We start from the raw sequence: 16,326 nt of genomic DNA on the forward strand, positions 1-16,326 counted from the left end.
TCGCGAAATTTCGCAGTCGCGACGCCAGAGACCGAGGGTTAGATCATGCCTAGCATTCACCTTCCGGCCGCCCGCTAGCGGACCCTGGTCAGGTTCCGCGAAGGTGGGCGCAGACATGCTGGGCTCGTCAGGATCAAACTGCACTATGAGGCGGCGGTTCATACCGCGCCAGGGGAGCGAATGGACAGCGAGGAGCCTCCGAACGTTCGGGTCGCCTGCTCGGGTGATATCGACGAGGTTGTGCGGCTGATGCACGACGCTGCGGCGTGGATGTCCGCCAAGGGAACGCCCGCCTGGGACGTCGCGCGGATCGACCGGACATTCGCGGAGACCTTCGTCCTGAGATCCGAGCTCCTAGTCGCGAGTTGCAGCGACGGCATCGTCGGCTGTTGCACCTTGTCGGCCGAGGATCCCGAGTTCTGGCCCGACGCCCTCAAGGGGGAGGCCGCATATCTGCACAAGCTCGCGGTGCGACGGACACATGCGGGCCGGGGTGTCAGCTCCGCGCTGATCGAGGCTTGCCGCCATGCCGCGCGAACGCAGGGGTGCGCCAAGCTGCGGCTCGACTGCCACCCGAACCTGCGTGGCCTATACGAGCGGCTCGGATTCACCCACGTCGACACTTTCAATCCCGGCTGGGATCCAACCTTCATCGCAGAACGCCTAGAACTCGAAATCTAACGTCCGTTCGGGCATCGAGGTCCATGTCGGGGTGGGACGGGCCCGTGGCTTCAAGATCACTTGCAGTCCGACCGCGATGTCTTGGTTGCGCGAGAGGTTGTCGATATCCTCCACTTCCATCATCAACCCTGGATAATGCCGCCGCCGTCATCGCCGCCGACGCCCGTGCCGGGCTTTTCGGGCCTGTCAGGCTTGCTCGGCCTTCAGCCTGCCTGGGCGAGATCTCCGGCGGACGGATTAACGGCGGAGCTTCGCCGCCTTTCGTGCGTGTGAAGGCCGAAGATAGTTCTCTCAAAAACATCCGTTTATGAGAGATACCAAATGTCATTTTCAGAAGACGACTGCACCAGTTGATTGGGCGTAATGGCTGTTGTGCAGCCAGCTCCTGACAGTTCAATATCAGAAGTGATCTGCACCAATCTCGACTATGCTCAATACTCGTGTGGGCTCTGTTGCAAAAATCGTGAAGCTTGAGCATGCTTGGCGGAGATTGGACGGACGGAACGATGACGGATTTCAAGTGGCGCCATTTCCAGGGTGATGTGATCCTGTGGGCGGTGCGCTGGTATTGTCGCTATCCGATCAGCTATCGCGACCTTGAGGAAATGCTGGCGGAACGCGGCATTTCGGTCGACCATACGACGATCTATCGCTGGGTCCAGTGCTACGCCCCGGAGATGGAGAAGCGGCTGCGCTGGTTCTGGCGGCGTGGCTTTGATCCGAGCTGGCGCCTGGATGAAACCTACGTCAAGGTGCGGGGCAAGTGGACCTACCTGTACCGGGCAGTCGACAAGCGGGGCGACACGATCGATTTCTACCTGTCGCCGACCCGCAGCGCCAAGGCAGCGAAGCGGTTCCTGGGCAAGGCCCTGCGAGGCCTGAAGCACTGGGAAAAGCCTGCCACGCTCAATACCGACAAAGCGCCGAGCTATGGTGCAGCGATCACCGAATTGAAGCGCGAAGGAAAGCTGGACCGGGAGACGGCCCACCGGCAGGTGAAGTATCTCAATAACGTGATCGAGGCCGATCACGGAAAGCTCAAGATACTGATCAAGCCGGTGCGCGGTTTCAAATCGATCCCCACGGCCTATGCCACGATCAAGGGATTCGAAGTCATGCGAGCCCTGCGCAAAGGACAGGCTCGCCCCTGGTGCCTGCAGCCCGGCATCAGGGGCGAGGTGCGCCTTGTGGAGAGAGCTTTTGGCATTGGGCCCTCGGCGCTGACGGAGGCCATGGGCATGCTCAACCACCATTTCGCAGCAGCCGCCTGATCGGCGCAGAGCGACAGCCTACCTCTGACTGCCGCCAATCTTTGCAACAGAGCCCGCCGTGCTAGTCTGCTCGGTGATGGTGGAGTGAAGCCAACCCGCAATCGGGTTATGAATCTGCATCGCGATTCGCAATCAGCTGTCTCTTGAGCATGTCGAACTCCTGCGATGTTATCTCGCCGTGCTCGTGCTGCTACACCAACTTGTCCAACTCATCCGCCACACCGCTCCCCACCACCTGCGATGGCCAGGTTGTTTGCTGGGCGCATTGGCGGAGTATCGTCTCGACCCGGGACACCCACACCGGCACAACCTTACGGGAGTGATTCACTGTCAAAGAATCGGCCCGGTGCTCTGACGCAAGTATCGGGATGGTCACCATTTGTAAGCCGTAGACCTGAGTGGTGATCAAGACTTCGATACCACCGACCGTACCGGTACTAATCGACGACGGTCGTGTTCGTCGCCTGCCGCAGGGACTCTGCACACCTCCGTTTACGCATGTGCCTGGAGGAGTTGGAAATCGTCGTGTTCGGGAAACATTAAACACAGGATGGCAGCGATCTGAGCCAGCACATGATCAGCTAGCTCACCATCCGGATCGACGGCCCACTGCATCGTCGCGCCAGCGATGACCGAGTGCAGGAGCAACTCAGCTGCCGCAGGAGCACCTGGGGGCAGTCGCTTGCGGATCCCCTCCACCACCGCGCGGTTCCGCTGGATCGCAAGCGTGCGTAGCTCCGGCACCTGGAGCTCGTACCAGGAGATGAGATAGTTCACCGAGAAGTCGTTGCGAGTGTTCATGCTCCGAACGAGCACCTGCAAAAATTCCCAGAGCCCTTGCGGCCCTGCGCCTATCGGTATCGCATTCAGGTAATGCCGCACCTGCTCGACGCCGCGCTCCATCATCCTCACCAGCAGCGTATCGCGGTTGGTGAAGCGCTGGATTAACGCTGCGCGGGAGAGCCCCACCTCCTTTGCTACTCCGCTGAGCGTGAACTCTATGGGACCGCAACGCTTCAGCACTACGGTGGCGGCCTCGAGTACCTCGTCATCGGACTTGAGCTTGGGGCGGGGCATCAGTGTTCACCTTCTGTATGGGTTGGGGCGGAGGCTGTGGCTGCCGCCGCCATTGTAGCAAATTGAAGACGGAGCGAGAGTAGAGCCACGAGCCCCGCAAACACGGCCGATACAACGAGGCCAGGGAGCGGACCAGCAAGGTCGACAAACGCGCCGGCCGCAAGCATAACCATGGGCGAGGCTGACAGCATCACCGCCGAGACCGTGCCGAGTACCCGGCCGAGAAGTTCTGGCGGCGTGCGGTTGTAGATGGCAGCGTTGAGAATGGGAGAGACTGAGCCGGTCAGCAGTCCCACGAGCGCGCCCAACAACATCAGCACCGGCACGCCTGGCAACTGTGAAAGCAGAAGCGAGCCCACCGCAGAGCCACAAAATGCCACCGCCAGCCAGTTCTGCGCTGATATCCGGGCGCCGACCGACGCATGAATGGCAATGCCAAGGAGACCACCAGCCCCCATCATTGAGGAGAACAGCCCGAGCTCTGCTACTTGGCGTCCTGCATCTACAAACAGCGCAGGCATGATGACGCTGCCGTTGGCGCCAACGATGCCCACGAAGATCATCACTATACCAAAGAGAGGGCGCAGCAGGGGTTCGCTCCAGAGAAAAGCGACGCCGGCGCGCATGGAGAGAGTCGCCGTCGTGGTCATCGTCCGAGCGGCACGCGCGGGAAGCACCCACGCGCCGAGCAGACCTGCAAGGACGGAGCAGAACGCCGTCAGCCCGAGCGTTGGCGCAGCGCCAAGCAGGCCGATTGCGGCCCCCCCAAGGGCCGGGCCACCTAGAATCGCGACGTTCCCGATCACCGCTTTCAGTGACGAGACGCGCTCAACGGAGAGCCCGGCGACGTGGCCGAGTTTGGGCAGCTCACTGTCCTGCGCGGCCATACCGGGTGCGTCGAACGCGGCACCGAGCACCACGCAAGCGATCAGCCCAGTGTTCGAGAGGGCGCCAACGGCATCGAGCAGTGGGATGCTCGCCATGGCCACGCCGCCCACCACACCCGAGATCAATGCGACGGGCGCGCGCCCGAACCGATCGACGAGGCCACCACCAACCCACGCGCCGATGATGGTCGCGATGACGCTGCTAGCGGCCGTGGCGCCCGCCCAGGCCGCGCTCTTTGTATGAGACAGGACGAACCATGGAAGCGCGAGGGCCGCCACCGCGTTGCCGATCCGGAAGAGAAAGGTCGCCGCGAACAGCGTCGCGAGCGGGCTATATCGACGTTCGCTCATTCCGCTGCGGCGAGCTGCGCCTTCGCCGCAGCGAGGTACTCTTCGTTACCCGAGTCGAGGGCGAAGAGTGCGTAGGTGACCGCCCCGAACGCAAGGCGCTCCGCGATGTGGTGGGCGAGCCGCGGCCACACCCGGCCACCGGCCGCTTCATACGTGAGGAGGAGCTTCGCGAGCCCCTCTTCACCAAAGACCATAAGGTGCGCGGCCATGTCGATGGCAGGGTCATCAACGCGGGCCTCGCTCCAGTCGATCATCCCGCTGACGCGCTCCGTGTTGTCGATGAGCACATGGCCCACGTAGAGATCGCCATGCACCACCACGGAGAAATCTGGCCACGACGAATCGTCGTCGAGCCAGCGCTGCCACCGGTGGAGGCGCTTGTCGTTCACCACGAACTCGCGTCGGACGCGGTCAACGTCGTCGGCCACCTTCTGACGGGCCTGCGTCGGTGTACGGATGAGCATCCCCGCATCCACGGCGGCGGAAATGGGGACGGCATGCAGGGCGGCGAGCGCGGTCGCGAAGCTCTCCGCGAAGACCTCCGAGTCCTGCGGCACGACCCAGTCGGGCGTGGACGAACCAGGCTGGATGACCATCGCAGTCGAGTCTTCGAGCATGGGATAGGCAACGAGCTCGGCGTTGGCCACGCGCCAGTCCGGCACCGCGAACGGCAGGCGATTCTTGAGCATTGCCAGCACCCGCGCCTCTGGTTCGACCTTCGCGCTTACCTCGGCTCGGCGCGGGATGCGCAGCACCCACCGACGTCCATCGTCGACGGTGGCGATCACGATCCTATAGTCGAGCCCAAGCTCATTGACAGTCAGCGGGCCATGGAGCTTGAGCCCATGTCGGGCTGCAAGTGCGTACAGTTGGAAGGTATCGGCGGTCGTGACTACGGTCATGATTCACTCCTGAGGGCTTGACGGGTTTAGCCACCTAAATATAACAGTCACGTCGGTTATATTCAATCCTCATGCGAATCGGGGTACGACCCACAGCCCCCTCAGTACAGGTCCATCGTCACACCCGAGATCGTTGGGGTCCAGCTCCCAGTGGTTCGGAGCAACGGGCGGCAGGGCAATGATCCGAAAATTACCCCTTCCTTTGCGTCACCACAGCTTGCACCAACTGACCCTGAATTAAAAAATTGAAAAACTAACTTTTGGGTGTTGACTTAAAGCAAACCAAGCATATGCTAACCAATAGTTAGCAAATTGATTTCGCACGATGGACAACCCCAGCCGGAGGACCAGCACAACACTGGCAGCGGTGGCAACAAACCGCTTGGGGAAATAACACCGGCAACCGGGCTGACTAACCTCCCCGCTCTCCCTTGGCAAGGCTGGAATGCATGCCGACCAAGGTGAATGGAAATTAAGGCAGTGACCGGCTGACAGCTGGAAAGACAGCACAGTTGAAGTGATAGCGAACACAGCGAGTGGCGGGTCTGACTCCCCAGCCACCCACCCGGTGAAAGGCCGGGACACAACCGGGATTGCATTGCAGGTGAGCCAAGGCCCATGGGGTACCGCACGAGAGACCCGGAGACCAATGCAATCCACGGTTGTGGTGAATGGGAAGGTCTTTGCGCCAACCGGCATTCGTAGGGATGCCCCCTAGACCTCGGCCGGTGTCAGACCCGGCCACCACAACCAACCGATATGACCACCCCAAGGAGGTGATCACATCTCCCACCGCAGGGTTAAGCGGATGCCTGGTCCCGCTGTGAAGCGCCACCCAGGCCCTCGCCGAGAGGCGACCGTTTCGAATGGTAGGTCTGCCCGTGAGGGCGCACCGGTACCGACAGCAAGAACGGCTGACTCACTGTGAAGTGCTCAAGCCACCACCACAGGTGCAATGCATGTGGTTACAGCTCTCTCCTGGCCCCGTCAACGGGGCCTTTATCCCACAAGCGATAGCGGCCCGACAGCGGGTCACGGACTCCTATTGCCTGTCGTTTGTGTGATGAGACCAGTTTCTGGAAGAACGGAGGCATCCATGCACCCACGCGAGTTCATTGCCAAGCACATCAAGGCAACGCTGGAGAAGGAGGAATTTCCCCCTCATGCGGTCTCGCTGGGGGTGAAAGAAGCCACCTTCTTTTTCGACCGAACACCCAGCTTCGCAAAGGGGAAAGTGTTCGATGAGTGCCTCAAGGCGGCCCGTGCAGTAGCCAGGGTCGCGAAGAAGGCCAAGCCATGATCCGGGGAGCGGGTCATATCTCAACAAAGGGGCGAATAGAGAAAACGGAATCTATGGTCACTCCCGTTTTTGCAACACCGATTTTGACGACAAGTTGGCTTGCTTGAATCTATCCGGCGTCTGAATGGGATTTTATTCCCGCGCCTCGATGAGTTCCGCGCCTGATGAACCTCCAGAAAATATACGGCTTCAATGAGCCTTTCCGTTTTACAGGTTCCTCAACAGGCCGGTGGGCCGTTAGTATCATCAATATCAGTATTCGCAAAACCAGATGAATGATTGTTTAAACTGGTGTATTTCTGCCTTTATGCTTCGTAAGTTTGCTGTCGCGCCGTCAGTGCCCAGGCTATTCTGGCCAGCTTGTTTGCCAGAGCACAGGTGACGACAAAGTTGCTTTTCCGACACAACAACTCCCTGACCCAGTCGGCCAACTTGCCAGACTGGTGTTCCAGTTTTTGTATGAATACCCTGGCACACTGAACCAACAAAGTTCGGATCTTTTTGTTGCCCCGCTTGCTAATCCCTAACAATGTCGTCCGACCTCCCGTGCTGTACTGTCGGGGTACCAGCCCTGTTGCCGCCGCAAAGTCACGGCTGCTGGCGTACTGCTTCCCGTCGCCAATCTCAGTTGAAATAGTACTGGCAGTCAGCGTTCCAACGCAGGGAATACTCAGCAAGCGCTGTCCAACCTCATCTTCGTCCAACTTTCGTTTCAACTGAGATTCCAGATCTTTAATCTGCTCAACAAGATAGTGATAATGCTGTTGTAATTTCAGCAGTAACTGGCTGAGATAAAGAGGCAAACTACTGTCCTCAAGAAGGGTACTCAGTCGACTAATAACGGCAGCACCTCGCGGAACGCTGATACCAAATTCCAGCAGAAAAGCATGCATCTGATTAGTTGTTTTCACCTTATCCTGAACCAGGGATTCACGGACACGATGCAGAGCTCGCATTGCCTGCTGAGATTCGGTTCTGGGCTGCACGAAACGCATAGATGGACGTGATGCTGCTTCACAGATAGCTTCAGCATCAACGAAGTCATTTTTGTTGCTTTTAACGAATGGGCGGACAAATTGCGGTGATATCAGCTTTGGAAAATGCCCTAACTCTGCCAGCTTGCGTGCCATAAAGTGAGAACCGCCACAGGCTTCCATCGCGATGGTTGTTGCCGGGCATGTCGCCAGAAATTCGATTAGCTTTGGTCGGGTGAATTTTTTACGGTAAACGGCCTTCCCACGATGATCCTGACAATGAATATGGAAAGAGTTCTTACCCAGATCGATACCAATAAGCGCAATGTTTTCCATGATGGTTCTCCGAATGAAAGCCTGTCCTCAGCATAGTACTGGGAAGGAGGGAGTGACCATCTCATTAAAAATCGTACGTTAAGGTTTTCCGGGCAGCCTTAGCGGCCGAAACTTCCCGTCCTCCAGCCTGCGGCTCTGCCGCCAGACATAATCGCCGGTCAGGTTGATGTGCTCCCACCCCAGCGGCGACAGGTATTGCAGCAGCTCGCTATCCACCGACTTCCCCGCTTCGCTCATCGCCTGGGTGGCGCGTTCCAAGTACACCGTGTTCCACAGCACGATGGCGGCCGTCACCAGGTTGAGACCGCTGGCCCGGTAGCGCTGCTGCTCGAAGCTCCGATCCCTGATTTCGCCGAGGCGGTTGAAGAACACCGCCCTGGCCAGGGAGTTGCGCGCCTCGCCCTTGTTCAGTCCGGCATGCACGCGGCGACGTAGCTCTACGCTTTGCAGCCAGTCGAGGATGAACAGTGTGCGCTCAATCCGGCCCAGTTCGCGCAAGGCCACGGCCAGACCGTTCTGGCGCGGGTAGCTGCCGAGCTTGCGCAGCATCAGCGAGGCAGTGACGGTGCCCTGCTTGATCGAGCTGGCCAGGCGCAGGATGTCGTCCCAGTGGGCGCGGACATGCTTGATGTTCAGGGTGCCGCCAACCATTGGGCGCAATGTCGGGTAGTCCTGGACGCTATTCGGAACATACAGCTTGGTTTCGCCGAGGTCGCGGATGCGCGGTGCGAAGCGGAAGCCCAGCAGGTGCATCAGGGCGAAGACGTGATCGGTGAAGCCAGCCGTGTCGGTGTAGTGCTCCTCAATCCGTAGGTCGGACTCGTGGTACAGCAAGCCGTCAAGCACATAGGTGGAATCGCGCACGCCGACATTCACCACGCGGGTGCTGAACGGTGCGTACTGGTCGGAAATATGGGTGTAGAACAGCCGCCCCGGCTCGCTGCCGTACTTCGGGTTGACGTGCCCGGTGCTTTCACCCCGACCGCCCGCCCGGAAGCGCTGGCCATCGGAAGAAGAGGTCGTTCCGTCGCCCCAGTGAGCGGCGAAGGTATGACGGTACTGGTGGTTGACCAGCTCGGCTAGGGCCGCCGAGTAGGTTTCGTCTCGGATGTGCCAGGCTTGCAGCCAGGATAGCTTGGCGTAGGTCAGGCCGGGGCTCGACTCGGCCATCTTGGTCAGCCCGAGGTTGATCGCATCGCCCAGGATCGCTGACAGCAGCAATGTCCGGTCTTTGGCCTCGGCACCGTCCTTCAGGTGGGTGAAGTGGCGGCTGAAGCCCGTCCAGTCGTCCACGTCCATCAGCAGTTCGGTGATCTTGATGCGCGGCAGCAACTGGCTGGTCTGGTCGATCAGCGCCTGCGCGGTATTGGGCACCGCGGAATCCAGTGGGGTGATCTTCAGCCCCGACTCGGTGAGGATGGCATCGGGCAGCTCGTTGTCCTTGGCCAGGCGGGTGACGGTGGCCAGCTGCTCGTCCAGCAGCTGCAAGCGCTCTTCCAGGTACTGGTTGCTGTTCGGGTTGATCGCCAGGGGCAGAGCCTGCGCATGCTTGAGCGCGGCGAACCTCTCTGCCGGCAGCAGGTAGTCGTCAAAGTCGCGGAACTGCCGCGAGCCCTTGACCCAGATGTCGCCGGATCGCAGCGCGTTCTTCAGCTCGGACAGGGCGCAGATTTCGTAAAAGCGCCGGTCGAGGCCTTCCGGGGTTATCACTAGCGGCTTCCAGCGCGGCTTGATGAAGGCGGTGGGCGCATCGGCCGGCACCTTGCGCAGGTTGTCGGCGTTCATCTCGCGCAGGGCCTGCACGGCCGCCAGCACGCCTTGCGCAGCCGGGGCGGCGCGCAGTTCCAGCACCTCCAACAAGGCCGGCGTATAGCGGCGCAGGGTGGCGAAGTTCTCGCCAACCAGGTGCAGATGGTCGAAGCCCTCCGGCCGGGCCAGCAGCTCGGCCTCGCTGACGCTCTCGGTGAACTCGTCCCAGGGAATCACCGCCTCGATGGCGGCGTAGGGATCGCTGCCGCTTTCCTTGGCCTCCAGCAGGGCCTGGCCGATCTTGGAGTACAGGCGCACCTTGTCGTTGATCGCCTTGCCTTGCTTCTGGAACTGCTGCTGATGCTTGTTCTTGGCGCTGCTAAACAGCTTGACCAGGATGCGGTCGTGCAGATCGACCAGCTCATCAATCACGGTCGCCGTACTCTCCAGCACCACGGCGGCCAGGGTCGCGTAGCGCCGCTGCGGCTCAAACTTACCGAGGTCTTTGGGCGTCATCTGCCCACCCTCGCGGGCCAGCTTGAGCAGGCGGTTCTGGTGGATGTGCCGGCCCAGAGCTTCGGGCAAATCCACCAGCTGAAATGTCTTCAGCCGCTCGATGTGTTCGAGCATGTGCCGGGAGTTCGGTTTTAGTGGGGCCTGCCGCAACCAGGTCAACCAGGTGATGCTGCTGCCGGCCTTGAGCTTCAACAGCTCGTCCAGCTTGGCCCGATGCGAGTCCGTGAGTGGTTCGACGAGGGCGCGGTAGACCCGGCGATTGGCCCGCGCAATGGCTTCCGAGCAGGCCCGGTCAATCACGCTCAGCGCCGGCAGGATGCGCCGCTTCTGCCGCAGACTCTCCAGCGCCTGGCCGGCCAGCAGCAAACCCTTATCGGTCTGCTGGGCCAACTCGGTCAGCTCGCGCACCAGGGCGCGGAAGTCGGACAGGCCGAACGGGGCCAGTTGTAGGTAGGTGCGCAGTTCCTGGGCGTGCTCGCGGCGAGTCACGTCGCGTTCGCCGTACTTCGCCCAGCTCGCCGGGTCGGCCTGAACTTGCTTGGCCACCCACTGGATGACCGGCTCGGGCAGCTCACTGTCAGTACCCAGTGCGTAGCCGGGGTAGCGCAGCAGGCAGAGCTGCACCGCAAAGCCCAGGCGGTTGGCGTCGCCGCGCCGCTGGCGGATCAGCGACAGGTCGGAGTCGTTGAAGGTGTAGTAGCGGATCAGGTCATCCTGGCTTTCTGGCAGCGCAAGCAAGGTGTCTCGCTCAGTGGCCGAGAGAATCGAGCGACGCGGCATGGTTCAGTCGTCCGTGCGAAGGTACTGGTAGAGGGTTTCACGGCTGATGCCGAACTCGCGGGCGAGCTGAGCCTTCGGCTCGCCCGCAGCGGCCCGCTGCCGCAACGTGATGGCTTGCTCGTCGGAGAGGGCTTTCTTGCGGCCCCGGTAGGCACCGCGCTGCTTGGCCAGGGCGATGCCCTCGCGCTGCCGCTCGCGGATCAGGGCGCGCTCGAACTCGGCAAAGGCACCCATGACCGACAACATGAGGTTGGCCATGGGAGAGTCCTCGCCGGTGAACACCAACCCCTCCTTCAAGAACTCGATGCGTACACCGCGCTTGGTCAGCTTTTGCACCAGACGGCGCAGATCGTCGAGGTTGCGCGCCAGGCGATCCATGCTGTGCACCACCACGGTATCGCCTTCGCGGACGAATCCGAGCATAGCCTCCAGTTGCGGGCGCTGGGTGTCCTTGCCTGAGGCCTTGTCGGTGAACAGCTTGCCGATCTCGACCTGCTCAAGTTGGCGTTCCGGGTTCTGGTCATAACTGCTGACTCGGACGTAACCGATGCGTTGTCCCTGCAAGATGCCTCCATAGGCTGGATGGGCGGTAGGGCTTACGTTGGTTTTTGGTTCCATTGCGCCCGAAGCCTTGAATTTGTCAGGCTGAAATCTATGACCTTGGCAAGCATGTGTCAAAGAATGTGAAAGCGGACTCTATTCTGACGGCGCGGTGCGGCCTTGCCTGACATCCAGTTAGGGTATGCCTCAGTCTGACAGTGATGAGTCGCAGGCGTTCGGATCGGCATCGGTTTCGCTCCCGGTCTTGGCGCGCGCCTGGAAGCGCTGATAGCACTCCAGCCCGCAGAAGTGCTCGACGTATTCCGCGCCTTCCGGGGTGAAGGCGGCATCGAGCGGGATTTCCTTGCAGCACACGCAGCAACTGGTGGCAGTCGGATCATTTGCATTCATGGTGGCACCCCTCCATTGACTGACGAAGACGGCGAATGCCGCCGCCGGCATCGGCTTGGCGAACAGGAAGCCTTGTCCTGTGTCGCAGTCCGCTTGTCGCAACAAATCAAGACTCGCCGATGTTTCCACGCCTTCGGCCACTACTTCCATGCCAAGCCCATGCGCAAGCTGAATCACGGTGCGCACGATGGTCTGGTCGCGGTGGTCGTTGGCGAGTCCGGCGACAAACGATTGGTCGATCTTGAGCGTGCTGATGGGGCAGCATTTCAGGTGTTGCAGGCAGGAATAGCCGGTGCCGAAGTCGTCGGCGGCGAAGCGCACACCGATCTGTCGCAAAGCTTCCAGGGCGGGGAAGATCGCCGGATCACCGAACGCAACCGATTCGGTCAGCTCAATTTCAAGATACGCGGCGGGCAACCCGGCATCGGCCAGCACGCCCTTTACCCACTTGTCGAAATCTGGCCCCACTTGGCTCGCCGAAACATTGACGGCCAGCCGGAACGGTTGCCATGCCAGCACCCGCCAGTCGCGCATTTGACGGCAGGCTGCGCCCAGCACCCATGCGCCGATTTCCGGCATCAGGCCGGACGATTCGATCACGGGCAGGAACTGGCCCGGCGGCAACAGTCCGAGCGTCGGATGACGCCAGCGCAACAGGGCTTCCGCGCCGACAATCTGCTCACTGCGCAAATCGACAATCGGCTGGTAGTGCAGCTCAAGCTGCCCGCGCTCGACCGCCTGCGCCAGTTGCGCCACTGTCCATTCAATTGGCTGGGAAGCGCTCATGATCGACCTCTGAAGGCCCGCAGCAGCCGCGTCACAGACAGGACAAACAAGCCGGTCAGCGTGAGGGCTGCAATACCCCAGTGCTCGCCGATGAACGCGCCGGCCGTCGTGCCGGCCAGCACAATGGCGAGAATCGGCAAATGACAGGGACAGGTGAGCACCGCCAGCGCACCCCACAGGTAGCCGGTGAACGGCTTGTGTGTCTCGGCCGGCATGCGCTCGGGGCTGTTCATGGCAAACTCTCCGCATGCTGTGCCGGCGCGGTCGGCATGGCGGCCAACTGCACTTCCAGATTGGCCAACGCTTCGCGCCGGCGTTCGACGAACTGACGCAGCACAGCAAGCTGCGCGGCAGTTTCATCGCAGTTCGCCGCATCCAGCGCCCGGCACAGCCGCGCCAATGCGCCGAGGCCGATGCCCGCCTCGAAGGCGGCCCGCACGAAGCACAGTCGCTGCAAGGCGGCGTCATCGAACAGGCCGTAGCCACCCGTGGTGCAGGCGACTGGCCGCAGCAATCCGCGCAGCAGGTAGTCGCGCACGATATGCACGCTCACCCCGGCATCAAGGGCCAGCCGGGACACCGTGTAGGCGTTCATCGAACACCTCCTTTTGGTCGGTTCACGGCAATGCATATACCGTTTCGCCGAGTTCAATCCGCGCGCTGCGAATCCGATGCCGGTGCCGTAGAACATTGGGTCGATATCCGATCACGGTGTCCTAGATGACATGGTCTGCAACAGATGTCGATTAAACTCCTGGCCCAAGCCGAAAGCCTCGTGGACACTGACGATCGCCAATCCTTCCAATCCTTGATGCTTGGAGGCCCAGTCTTCCGCCGTCGGGACAGATGCAAAGAAATGTACATGGCAACAGAAGGACTGACGAACGTCGGCTGCTTCCTGCGGCAATACCAAGGACACCGCCATGCCGGCAGGTTCGACAGCCTGTATCTCGCTGGGTGAAACCGTGAGTGAAACGGGTGCTCCGGTTGCAGCGCAATGCGATGAGACGCGAGCTGTACGGCCGATCAGCGCCGGAAATATCAAGGTGTCCAGCGCGCACCAGGCATACAGACGGCGGTCGTCAATTTCAAAGACATACGAAGTCTCGCGCAAGGTGAGGCCGTAGCCGATGATGTTCCCATCTTTGTCATATTCGGTACTGGTGGCCTGTTCGAGTACGGCGGCCACTCGCTCAGCGGGCCAGTCGAGAATCCCGGCAAGTGTCGTTCGTGAAACCGGACGCCCCTTGGCGAGTTCCCGCAGTAGCGGGACCAAGAGATCCGCAGTACCATTGGTACGATTGACCGAAGTGAGACGTTCTAAAATATATGGGGCGAGCTTCATGGTTCCATCTCCTTTCATCCTGCGCAGCAGGACAATTGTTTGACATCCTTGGTGAAGGTCTGCGCCGCGAGCTTCAGCCCCTCGACCATCGTCAGGTAGGGGAACAACTGGTCGGCCAGTTCCTGCACCGTCATGCGGTTGCGAATGGCGAGAACAGCCGTCTGGATCAATTCGCCGGCTTCCGGGGCGACGACCTGCACGCCGATGAGCCGTCCGCTACCTTCCTCGATGACCAGCTTGATAAAGCCGCGTGTGTCGAAGTTGGCAAGCGCACGCGGCACGTTGTCGAGCGTGAGCGTGCGACTGTCGGTTTCGATCCCGTCGTGATGCGCTTCCGCTTCGCTGTAGCCCACGGTTGCTACTTGCGGATCGGTGAACACCACGGCCGGCATCGCGGTTAGATTGATGGCAGCATCCCCTCCGGTCATGTTGATCGCGGCACGGGTGCCGGCCGCTGCCGCCACATAGACGAATTGTGGCTGGTCCGTGCAGTCGCCGGCCGCGTAAATGTGTGGCGTGCTGGTGCGCATGCCCTTGTCGATGACGATGGCACCCTGCGCATTGACGGTGACTCCCGCCGCGTCGAGTGCCAGGCTGCGCGTGTTCGGTGTCCGTCCGGTAGCGACCAGCAGCTTGTCGGCACGTACTTCACCGTGTCCCGTGGTCAGCACGAATTCGCCGTTCACATGCGCGACCTGGCTGGCTTGCGTGTGTTCCAGTACCTTGATCCCTTCGGCACGGAAGGCCGCTGTGACGGCCTCGCCGATGGACGGGTCGTCGCGGAAGAACAGCGTGTTGCGAGCTAGGATCGTGACCTGGCTGCCCAGCCGGGCGAAGGCTTGCGCCAGTTCCAGCGCGACCACCGACGAGCCGATCACGGCTAGGCGTTCGGGAATGGTGTCGCTGACCAAGGCCTCGGTCGAAGTCCAGTAGGGTGACTCTTTCAGGCCCGGAATCGGCGGCATGGCCGGACTGGCACCCGTGGCGACCAGGCAGCGGTCGAACATCACGACGCGCTCACCACCCTCGTTCAAACTAACGATAAGGCTCTGGTCGTCCTTGAAACGCGCTTCACCGTGCAGAACGGTGATGGCTGAATTGCCGTCCAGGATGCCTTCGTACTTGGCATGACGGAGTTCTTCGACACGGGCCTGCTGCTGGGCCAGCAGCCGCTCGCGCAAGATCGTCGGCGGTGTGGGTGGCATGCCGCCGTCGAATGGGCTTTCCCGGCGCAGATGGGCGATGTGGGCGGCGCGGATCATGATCTTGGACGGCACACAACCGACGTTGACGCAGGTGCCGCCGATGGTGCCGCGCTCAATCAGCGTGACCTGCGCGCCTTGCTCGACGGCCTTCAGTGCTGCCGCCATCGCGGCTCCACCGCTGCCGATCACGGCGACTTGCAACGGGCGCTCGCCGCCGCTGCCCTTGTCGGCGGCACCCATCCAGCCGCGCACCTTGTCGAACAGCCCAGTGCGGTTGTCGGTCGGCGGGGCATCGGCGAGCATCGCTTTGTAGCCCAGGCCAGCCACGGCGGCGGTCAGTGCGTCCGGCGCTGTGCCTGGATCAAGGGCGAGCTGGGCCGCGCCCTTGGCATAGGACACTATGGCAGATTGGACGCCGGGTACTTTTTCCAGCGCTTCCTTGACGTGCGCCGCGCACGAGTCGCAGGTCATGCCGGTGATTTTTAGATGGGTCATGCGACAGATCCTTTTTCGTTTGTGGTAGCAGACAAGGGCGTCAGATGTGCTGCGCTGCCGTTTTCAGTGCCTCACTTCTTGACGCTGGACGGATAGCCCGCGTCTTCGGTGGCCTTGGTCAGCTTCTGCACGCTGGTCTTGGCATCATCGAAGGTGACAACCGCTTCGCGTGTCTCGAAGGTCACGTTAACTTTGCTGACGCCTTCGACCTTGGAAATCGCCTTCTTAACGGTGATCGGACAAGCGGAGCAGGTCATGCCCGGTACGGACAGCGTGACGGTCTGGGTGGCGGCCCACACGGGGGCAACAACGGCAGCGATGGCGAGAGAGGCAAACAGTTTTTTCATGATGAACTCCTGTGATTAATAGAAAAATGGCATGACGTAGGGAAATCCGAGCGCGACCAGAACCAGCGCGGCCACGACCCAGAAAATGAGCTTGTAAGTAGCGCGCACTTGGGGAATCGCACACACATCCCCTGGTTTGCAGGCTTGCGCCGGTCGGTAGATGCGCCGCCAGGCGAAAAACAGCGCCACCAACGCCGCGCCGATGAAGATCGGGCGATAAGGTTCCAACACCGTCAAGTTGCCGATCCAAGCGCCGCTGAACCCCAGGGCGATCAGAACCAGCGGCCCCAGGCAGCAAGCCGAGGCGAGGATGGCGGCTAGCCCGCCAGTGAAGAGCGCCCCGCGCCCGTTTTGAGGTTCAGACATACGCTTG

The 16,326-nt window shown here is 61.1% G+C and carries 16 protein-coding genes; 3 read left to right on the plus strand and 13 right to left on the minus strand.

Annotation, left to right across the window (positions count from 1 at the left end; all coding sequences use genetic code 11):
- Positions 1-180: 180 nt before the first annotated feature.
- Together R7Z47_RS21540 and R7Z47_RS21550 are read left to right on the plus strand one after the other, a co-directional pair.
- Entirely contained in the window at positions 181-681 is a 501-nt protein-coding gene (locus R7Z47_RS21540) for a GNAT family N-acetyltransferase (RefSeq protein ID WP_000376623.1), read from the plus strand.
- A 506-nt stretch (positions 682-1,187) separates the two neighbouring features.
- Entirely contained in the window at positions 1,188-1,952 is a 765-nt protein-coding gene (locus R7Z47_RS21550; RefSeq protein ID WP_001389365.1) for an IS6-like element IS6100 family transposase, read from the plus strand.
- A 492-nt stretch (positions 1,953-2,444) separates the two neighbouring features.
- On the opposite strand, the gene mphR(A) is transcribed toward R7Z47_RS21550, so the two are convergent.
- From mphR(A) to R7Z47_RS21565, 3 genes are read right to left on the minus strand one after another with little or no spacing between them, the layout of a single operon-like run.
- The gene (mphR(A), locus tag R7Z47_RS21555) at positions 2,445-3,029 is read right to left on the minus strand and encodes a macrolide-binding transcriptional repressor MphR(A) (protein WP_001137892.1); all 585 of its coding nucleotides are present in this window, start codon (positions 3,027-3,029) and stop codon (positions 2,445-2,447) included.
- Positions 3,029-4,267 (minus strand): macrolide resistance MFS transporter Mrx(A), encoded by a 1,239-nt coding sequence (mrx(A), locus tag R7Z47_RS21560; RefSeq protein WP_000004159.1) that lies wholly within the window; start codon positions 4,265-4,267, stop codon positions 3,029-3,031. Before mrx(A) ends, mphR(A) begins: the two co-directional genes overlap by 1 nt.
- Complete coding sequence (locus tag R7Z47_RS21565; protein WP_000219387.1) at positions 4,264-5,169, minus strand: Mph(A) family macrolide 2'-phosphotransferase; 906 nt, start codon at positions 5,167-5,169, stop codon at positions 4,264-4,266. Before R7Z47_RS21565 ends, mrx(A) begins: the two co-directional genes overlap by 4 nt.
- A gap of 1,096 nt (positions 5,170-6,265) precedes the next feature.
- Here R7Z47_RS21565 and R7Z47_RS21570 point away from each other — a divergent pair.
- Positions 6,266-6,469 carry a hypothetical protein gene (locus R7Z47_RS21570; RefSeq protein ID WP_000553518.1) on the plus strand — a complete coding sequence of 68 codons (204 nt, stop codon included), beginning with the start codon at positions 6,266-6,268 and terminating at the stop codon, positions 6,467-6,469.
- 305 nt (positions 6,470-6,774) lie between these two features.
- Here the strand turns inward: R7Z47_RS21570 and R7Z47_RS21575 are convergent, their stop codons facing one another.
- The 10 genes from R7Z47_RS21575 to R7Z47_RS21625 all read right to left on the minus strand — a co-directional run bounded on the left by R7Z47_RS21575 (position 6,775) and on the right by R7Z47_RS21625 (position 16,319).
- A complete protein-coding gene (locus tag R7Z47_RS21575) occupies positions 6,775-7,779 on the minus strand; it encodes an IS110-like element IS5075 family transposase (protein WP_000427614.1) in 1,005 nt (334 codons plus the stop codon).
- Between the two features lie 78 nt (positions 7,780-7,857).
- A complete protein-coding gene (locus R7Z47_RS21580) occupies positions 7,858-10,824 on the minus strand; it encodes a Tn3 family transposase (RefSeq protein ID WP_034064681.1) in 2,967 nt (988 codons plus the stop codon).
- A 3-nt stretch (positions 10,825-10,827) separates the two neighbouring features.
- Positions 10,828-11,388: a recombinase family protein gene (locus R7Z47_RS21585; protein WP_034064682.1), complete on the minus strand. Its 561-nt coding sequence runs from the start codon at positions 11,386-11,388 to the stop codon at positions 10,828-10,830.
- Positions 11,389-11,571: 183 nt separating this feature from the next.
- Positions 11,572-12,561, minus strand: a complete 990-nt coding sequence (locus tag R7Z47_RS21595; protein ID WP_001276635.1) for a DUF3330 domain-containing protein — start codon at positions 12,559-12,561, stop codon at positions 11,572-11,574.
- Positions 12,558-12,794, minus strand: a complete 237-nt coding sequence (gene merE / locus R7Z47_RS21600) for a broad-spectrum mercury transporter MerE (RefSeq protein WP_001087810.1) — start codon at positions 12,792-12,794, stop codon at positions 12,558-12,560. The genes R7Z47_RS21595 and merE overlap by 4 nt, the downstream gene beginning before the upstream one ends.
- Positions 12,791-13,156 (minus strand): mercury resistance co-regulator MerD, encoded by a 366-nt coding sequence (gene merD, locus R7Z47_RS21605; RefSeq protein WP_000995361.1) that lies wholly within the window; start codon positions 13,154-13,156, stop codon positions 12,791-12,793. The genes merE and merD overlap by 4 nt, the downstream gene beginning before the upstream one ends.
- Before the next feature lie 111 nt (positions 13,157-13,267).
- Positions 13,268-13,906 carry an organomercurial lyase MerB gene (gene merB / locus R7Z47_RS21610; protein ID WP_000761850.1) on the minus strand — a complete coding sequence of 213 codons (639 nt, stop codon included), beginning with the start codon at positions 13,904-13,906 and terminating at the stop codon, positions 13,268-13,270.
- A 14-nt stretch (positions 13,907-13,920) separates the two neighbouring features.
- Positions 13,921-15,606: a mercury(II) reductase gene (merA, locus tag R7Z47_RS21615; protein WP_000149288.1), complete on the minus strand. Its 1,686-nt coding sequence runs from the start codon at positions 15,604-15,606 to the stop codon at positions 13,921-13,923.
- A gap of 71 nt (positions 15,607-15,677) precedes the next feature.
- Positions 15,678-15,953 carry a mercury resistance system periplasmic binding protein MerP gene (merP, locus tag R7Z47_RS21620; RefSeq protein WP_000732290.1) on the minus strand — a complete coding sequence of 92 codons (276 nt, stop codon included), beginning with the start codon at positions 15,951-15,953 and terminating at the stop codon, positions 15,678-15,680.
- Positions 15,954-15,968: 15 nt separating this feature from the next.
- The gene (locus R7Z47_RS21625; RefSeq protein WP_001294666.1) at positions 15,969-16,319 is read right to left on the minus strand and encodes a mercuric transport protein MerT; all 351 of its coding nucleotides are present in this window, start codon (positions 16,317-16,319) and stop codon (positions 15,969-15,971) included.
- Between the last annotated feature and the right edge of the window lie 7 nt (positions 16,320-16,326).

The sequence above is a fragment of the Vibrio sp. 1641 genome, from assembly GCF_033339995.1.
GTDB classification, from domain to species: Bacteria; Pseudomonadota; Gammaproteobacteria; order Enterobacterales; family Vibrionaceae; genus Vibrio; species Vibrio alginolyticus.

Coding starts and splice junctions, on each gene's coding strand:
- R7Z47_RS21580 (WP_034064681.1), bottom strand. CDS start 10,824: ATGCCGCGTCGCTCGATTCTCTCGGCCACTGAGCGAGACACCTTGCTT.
- R7Z47_RS21595 (WP_001276635.1), bottom strand. CDS start 12,561: ATGAGCGCTTCCCAGCCAATTGAATGGACAGTGGCGCAACTGGCGCAG.
- R7Z47_RS21565 (WP_000219387.1), bottom strand. CDS start 5,169: ATGACCGTAGTCACGACCGCCGATACCTTCCAACTGTACGCACTTGCA.
- R7Z47_RS21625 (WP_001294666.1), bottom strand. CDS start 16,319: ATGTCTGAACCTCAAAACGGGCGCGGGGCGCTCTTCACTGGCGGGCTA.
- R7Z47_RS21540 (WP_000376623.1), top strand. CDS start 181: ATGGACAGCGAGGAGCCTCCGAACGTTCGGGTCGCCTGCTCGGGTGAT.
- R7Z47_RS21570 (WP_000553518.1), top strand. CDS start 6,266: ATGCACCCACGCGAGTTCATTGCCAAGCACATCAAGGCAACGCTGGAG.
- merE (WP_001087810.1), bottom strand. CDS start 12,794: ATGAACAGCCCCGAGCGCATGCCGGCCGAGACACACAAGCCGTTCACC.
- R7Z47_RS21550 (WP_001389365.1), top strand. CDS start 1,188: ATGACGGATTTCAAGTGGCGCCATTTCCAGGGTGATGTGATCCTGTGG.
- R7Z47_RS21575 (WP_000427614.1), bottom strand. CDS start 7,779: ATGGAAAACATTGCGCTTATTGGTATCGATCTGGGTAAGAACTCTTTC.
- merP (WP_000732290.1), bottom strand. CDS start 15,953: ATGAAAAAACTGTTTGCCTCTCTCGCCATCGCTGCCGTTGTTGCCCCC.
- merD (WP_000995361.1), bottom strand. CDS start 13,156: ATGAACGCCTACACGGTGTCCCGGCTGGCCCTTGATGCCGGGGTGAGC.
- merB (WP_000761850.1), bottom strand. CDS start 13,906: ATGAAGCTCGCCCCATATATTTTAGAACGTCTCACTTCGGTCAATCGT.
- merA (WP_000149288.1), bottom strand. CDS start 15,606: ATGACCCATCTAAAAATCACCGGCATGACCTGCGACTCGTGCGCGGCG.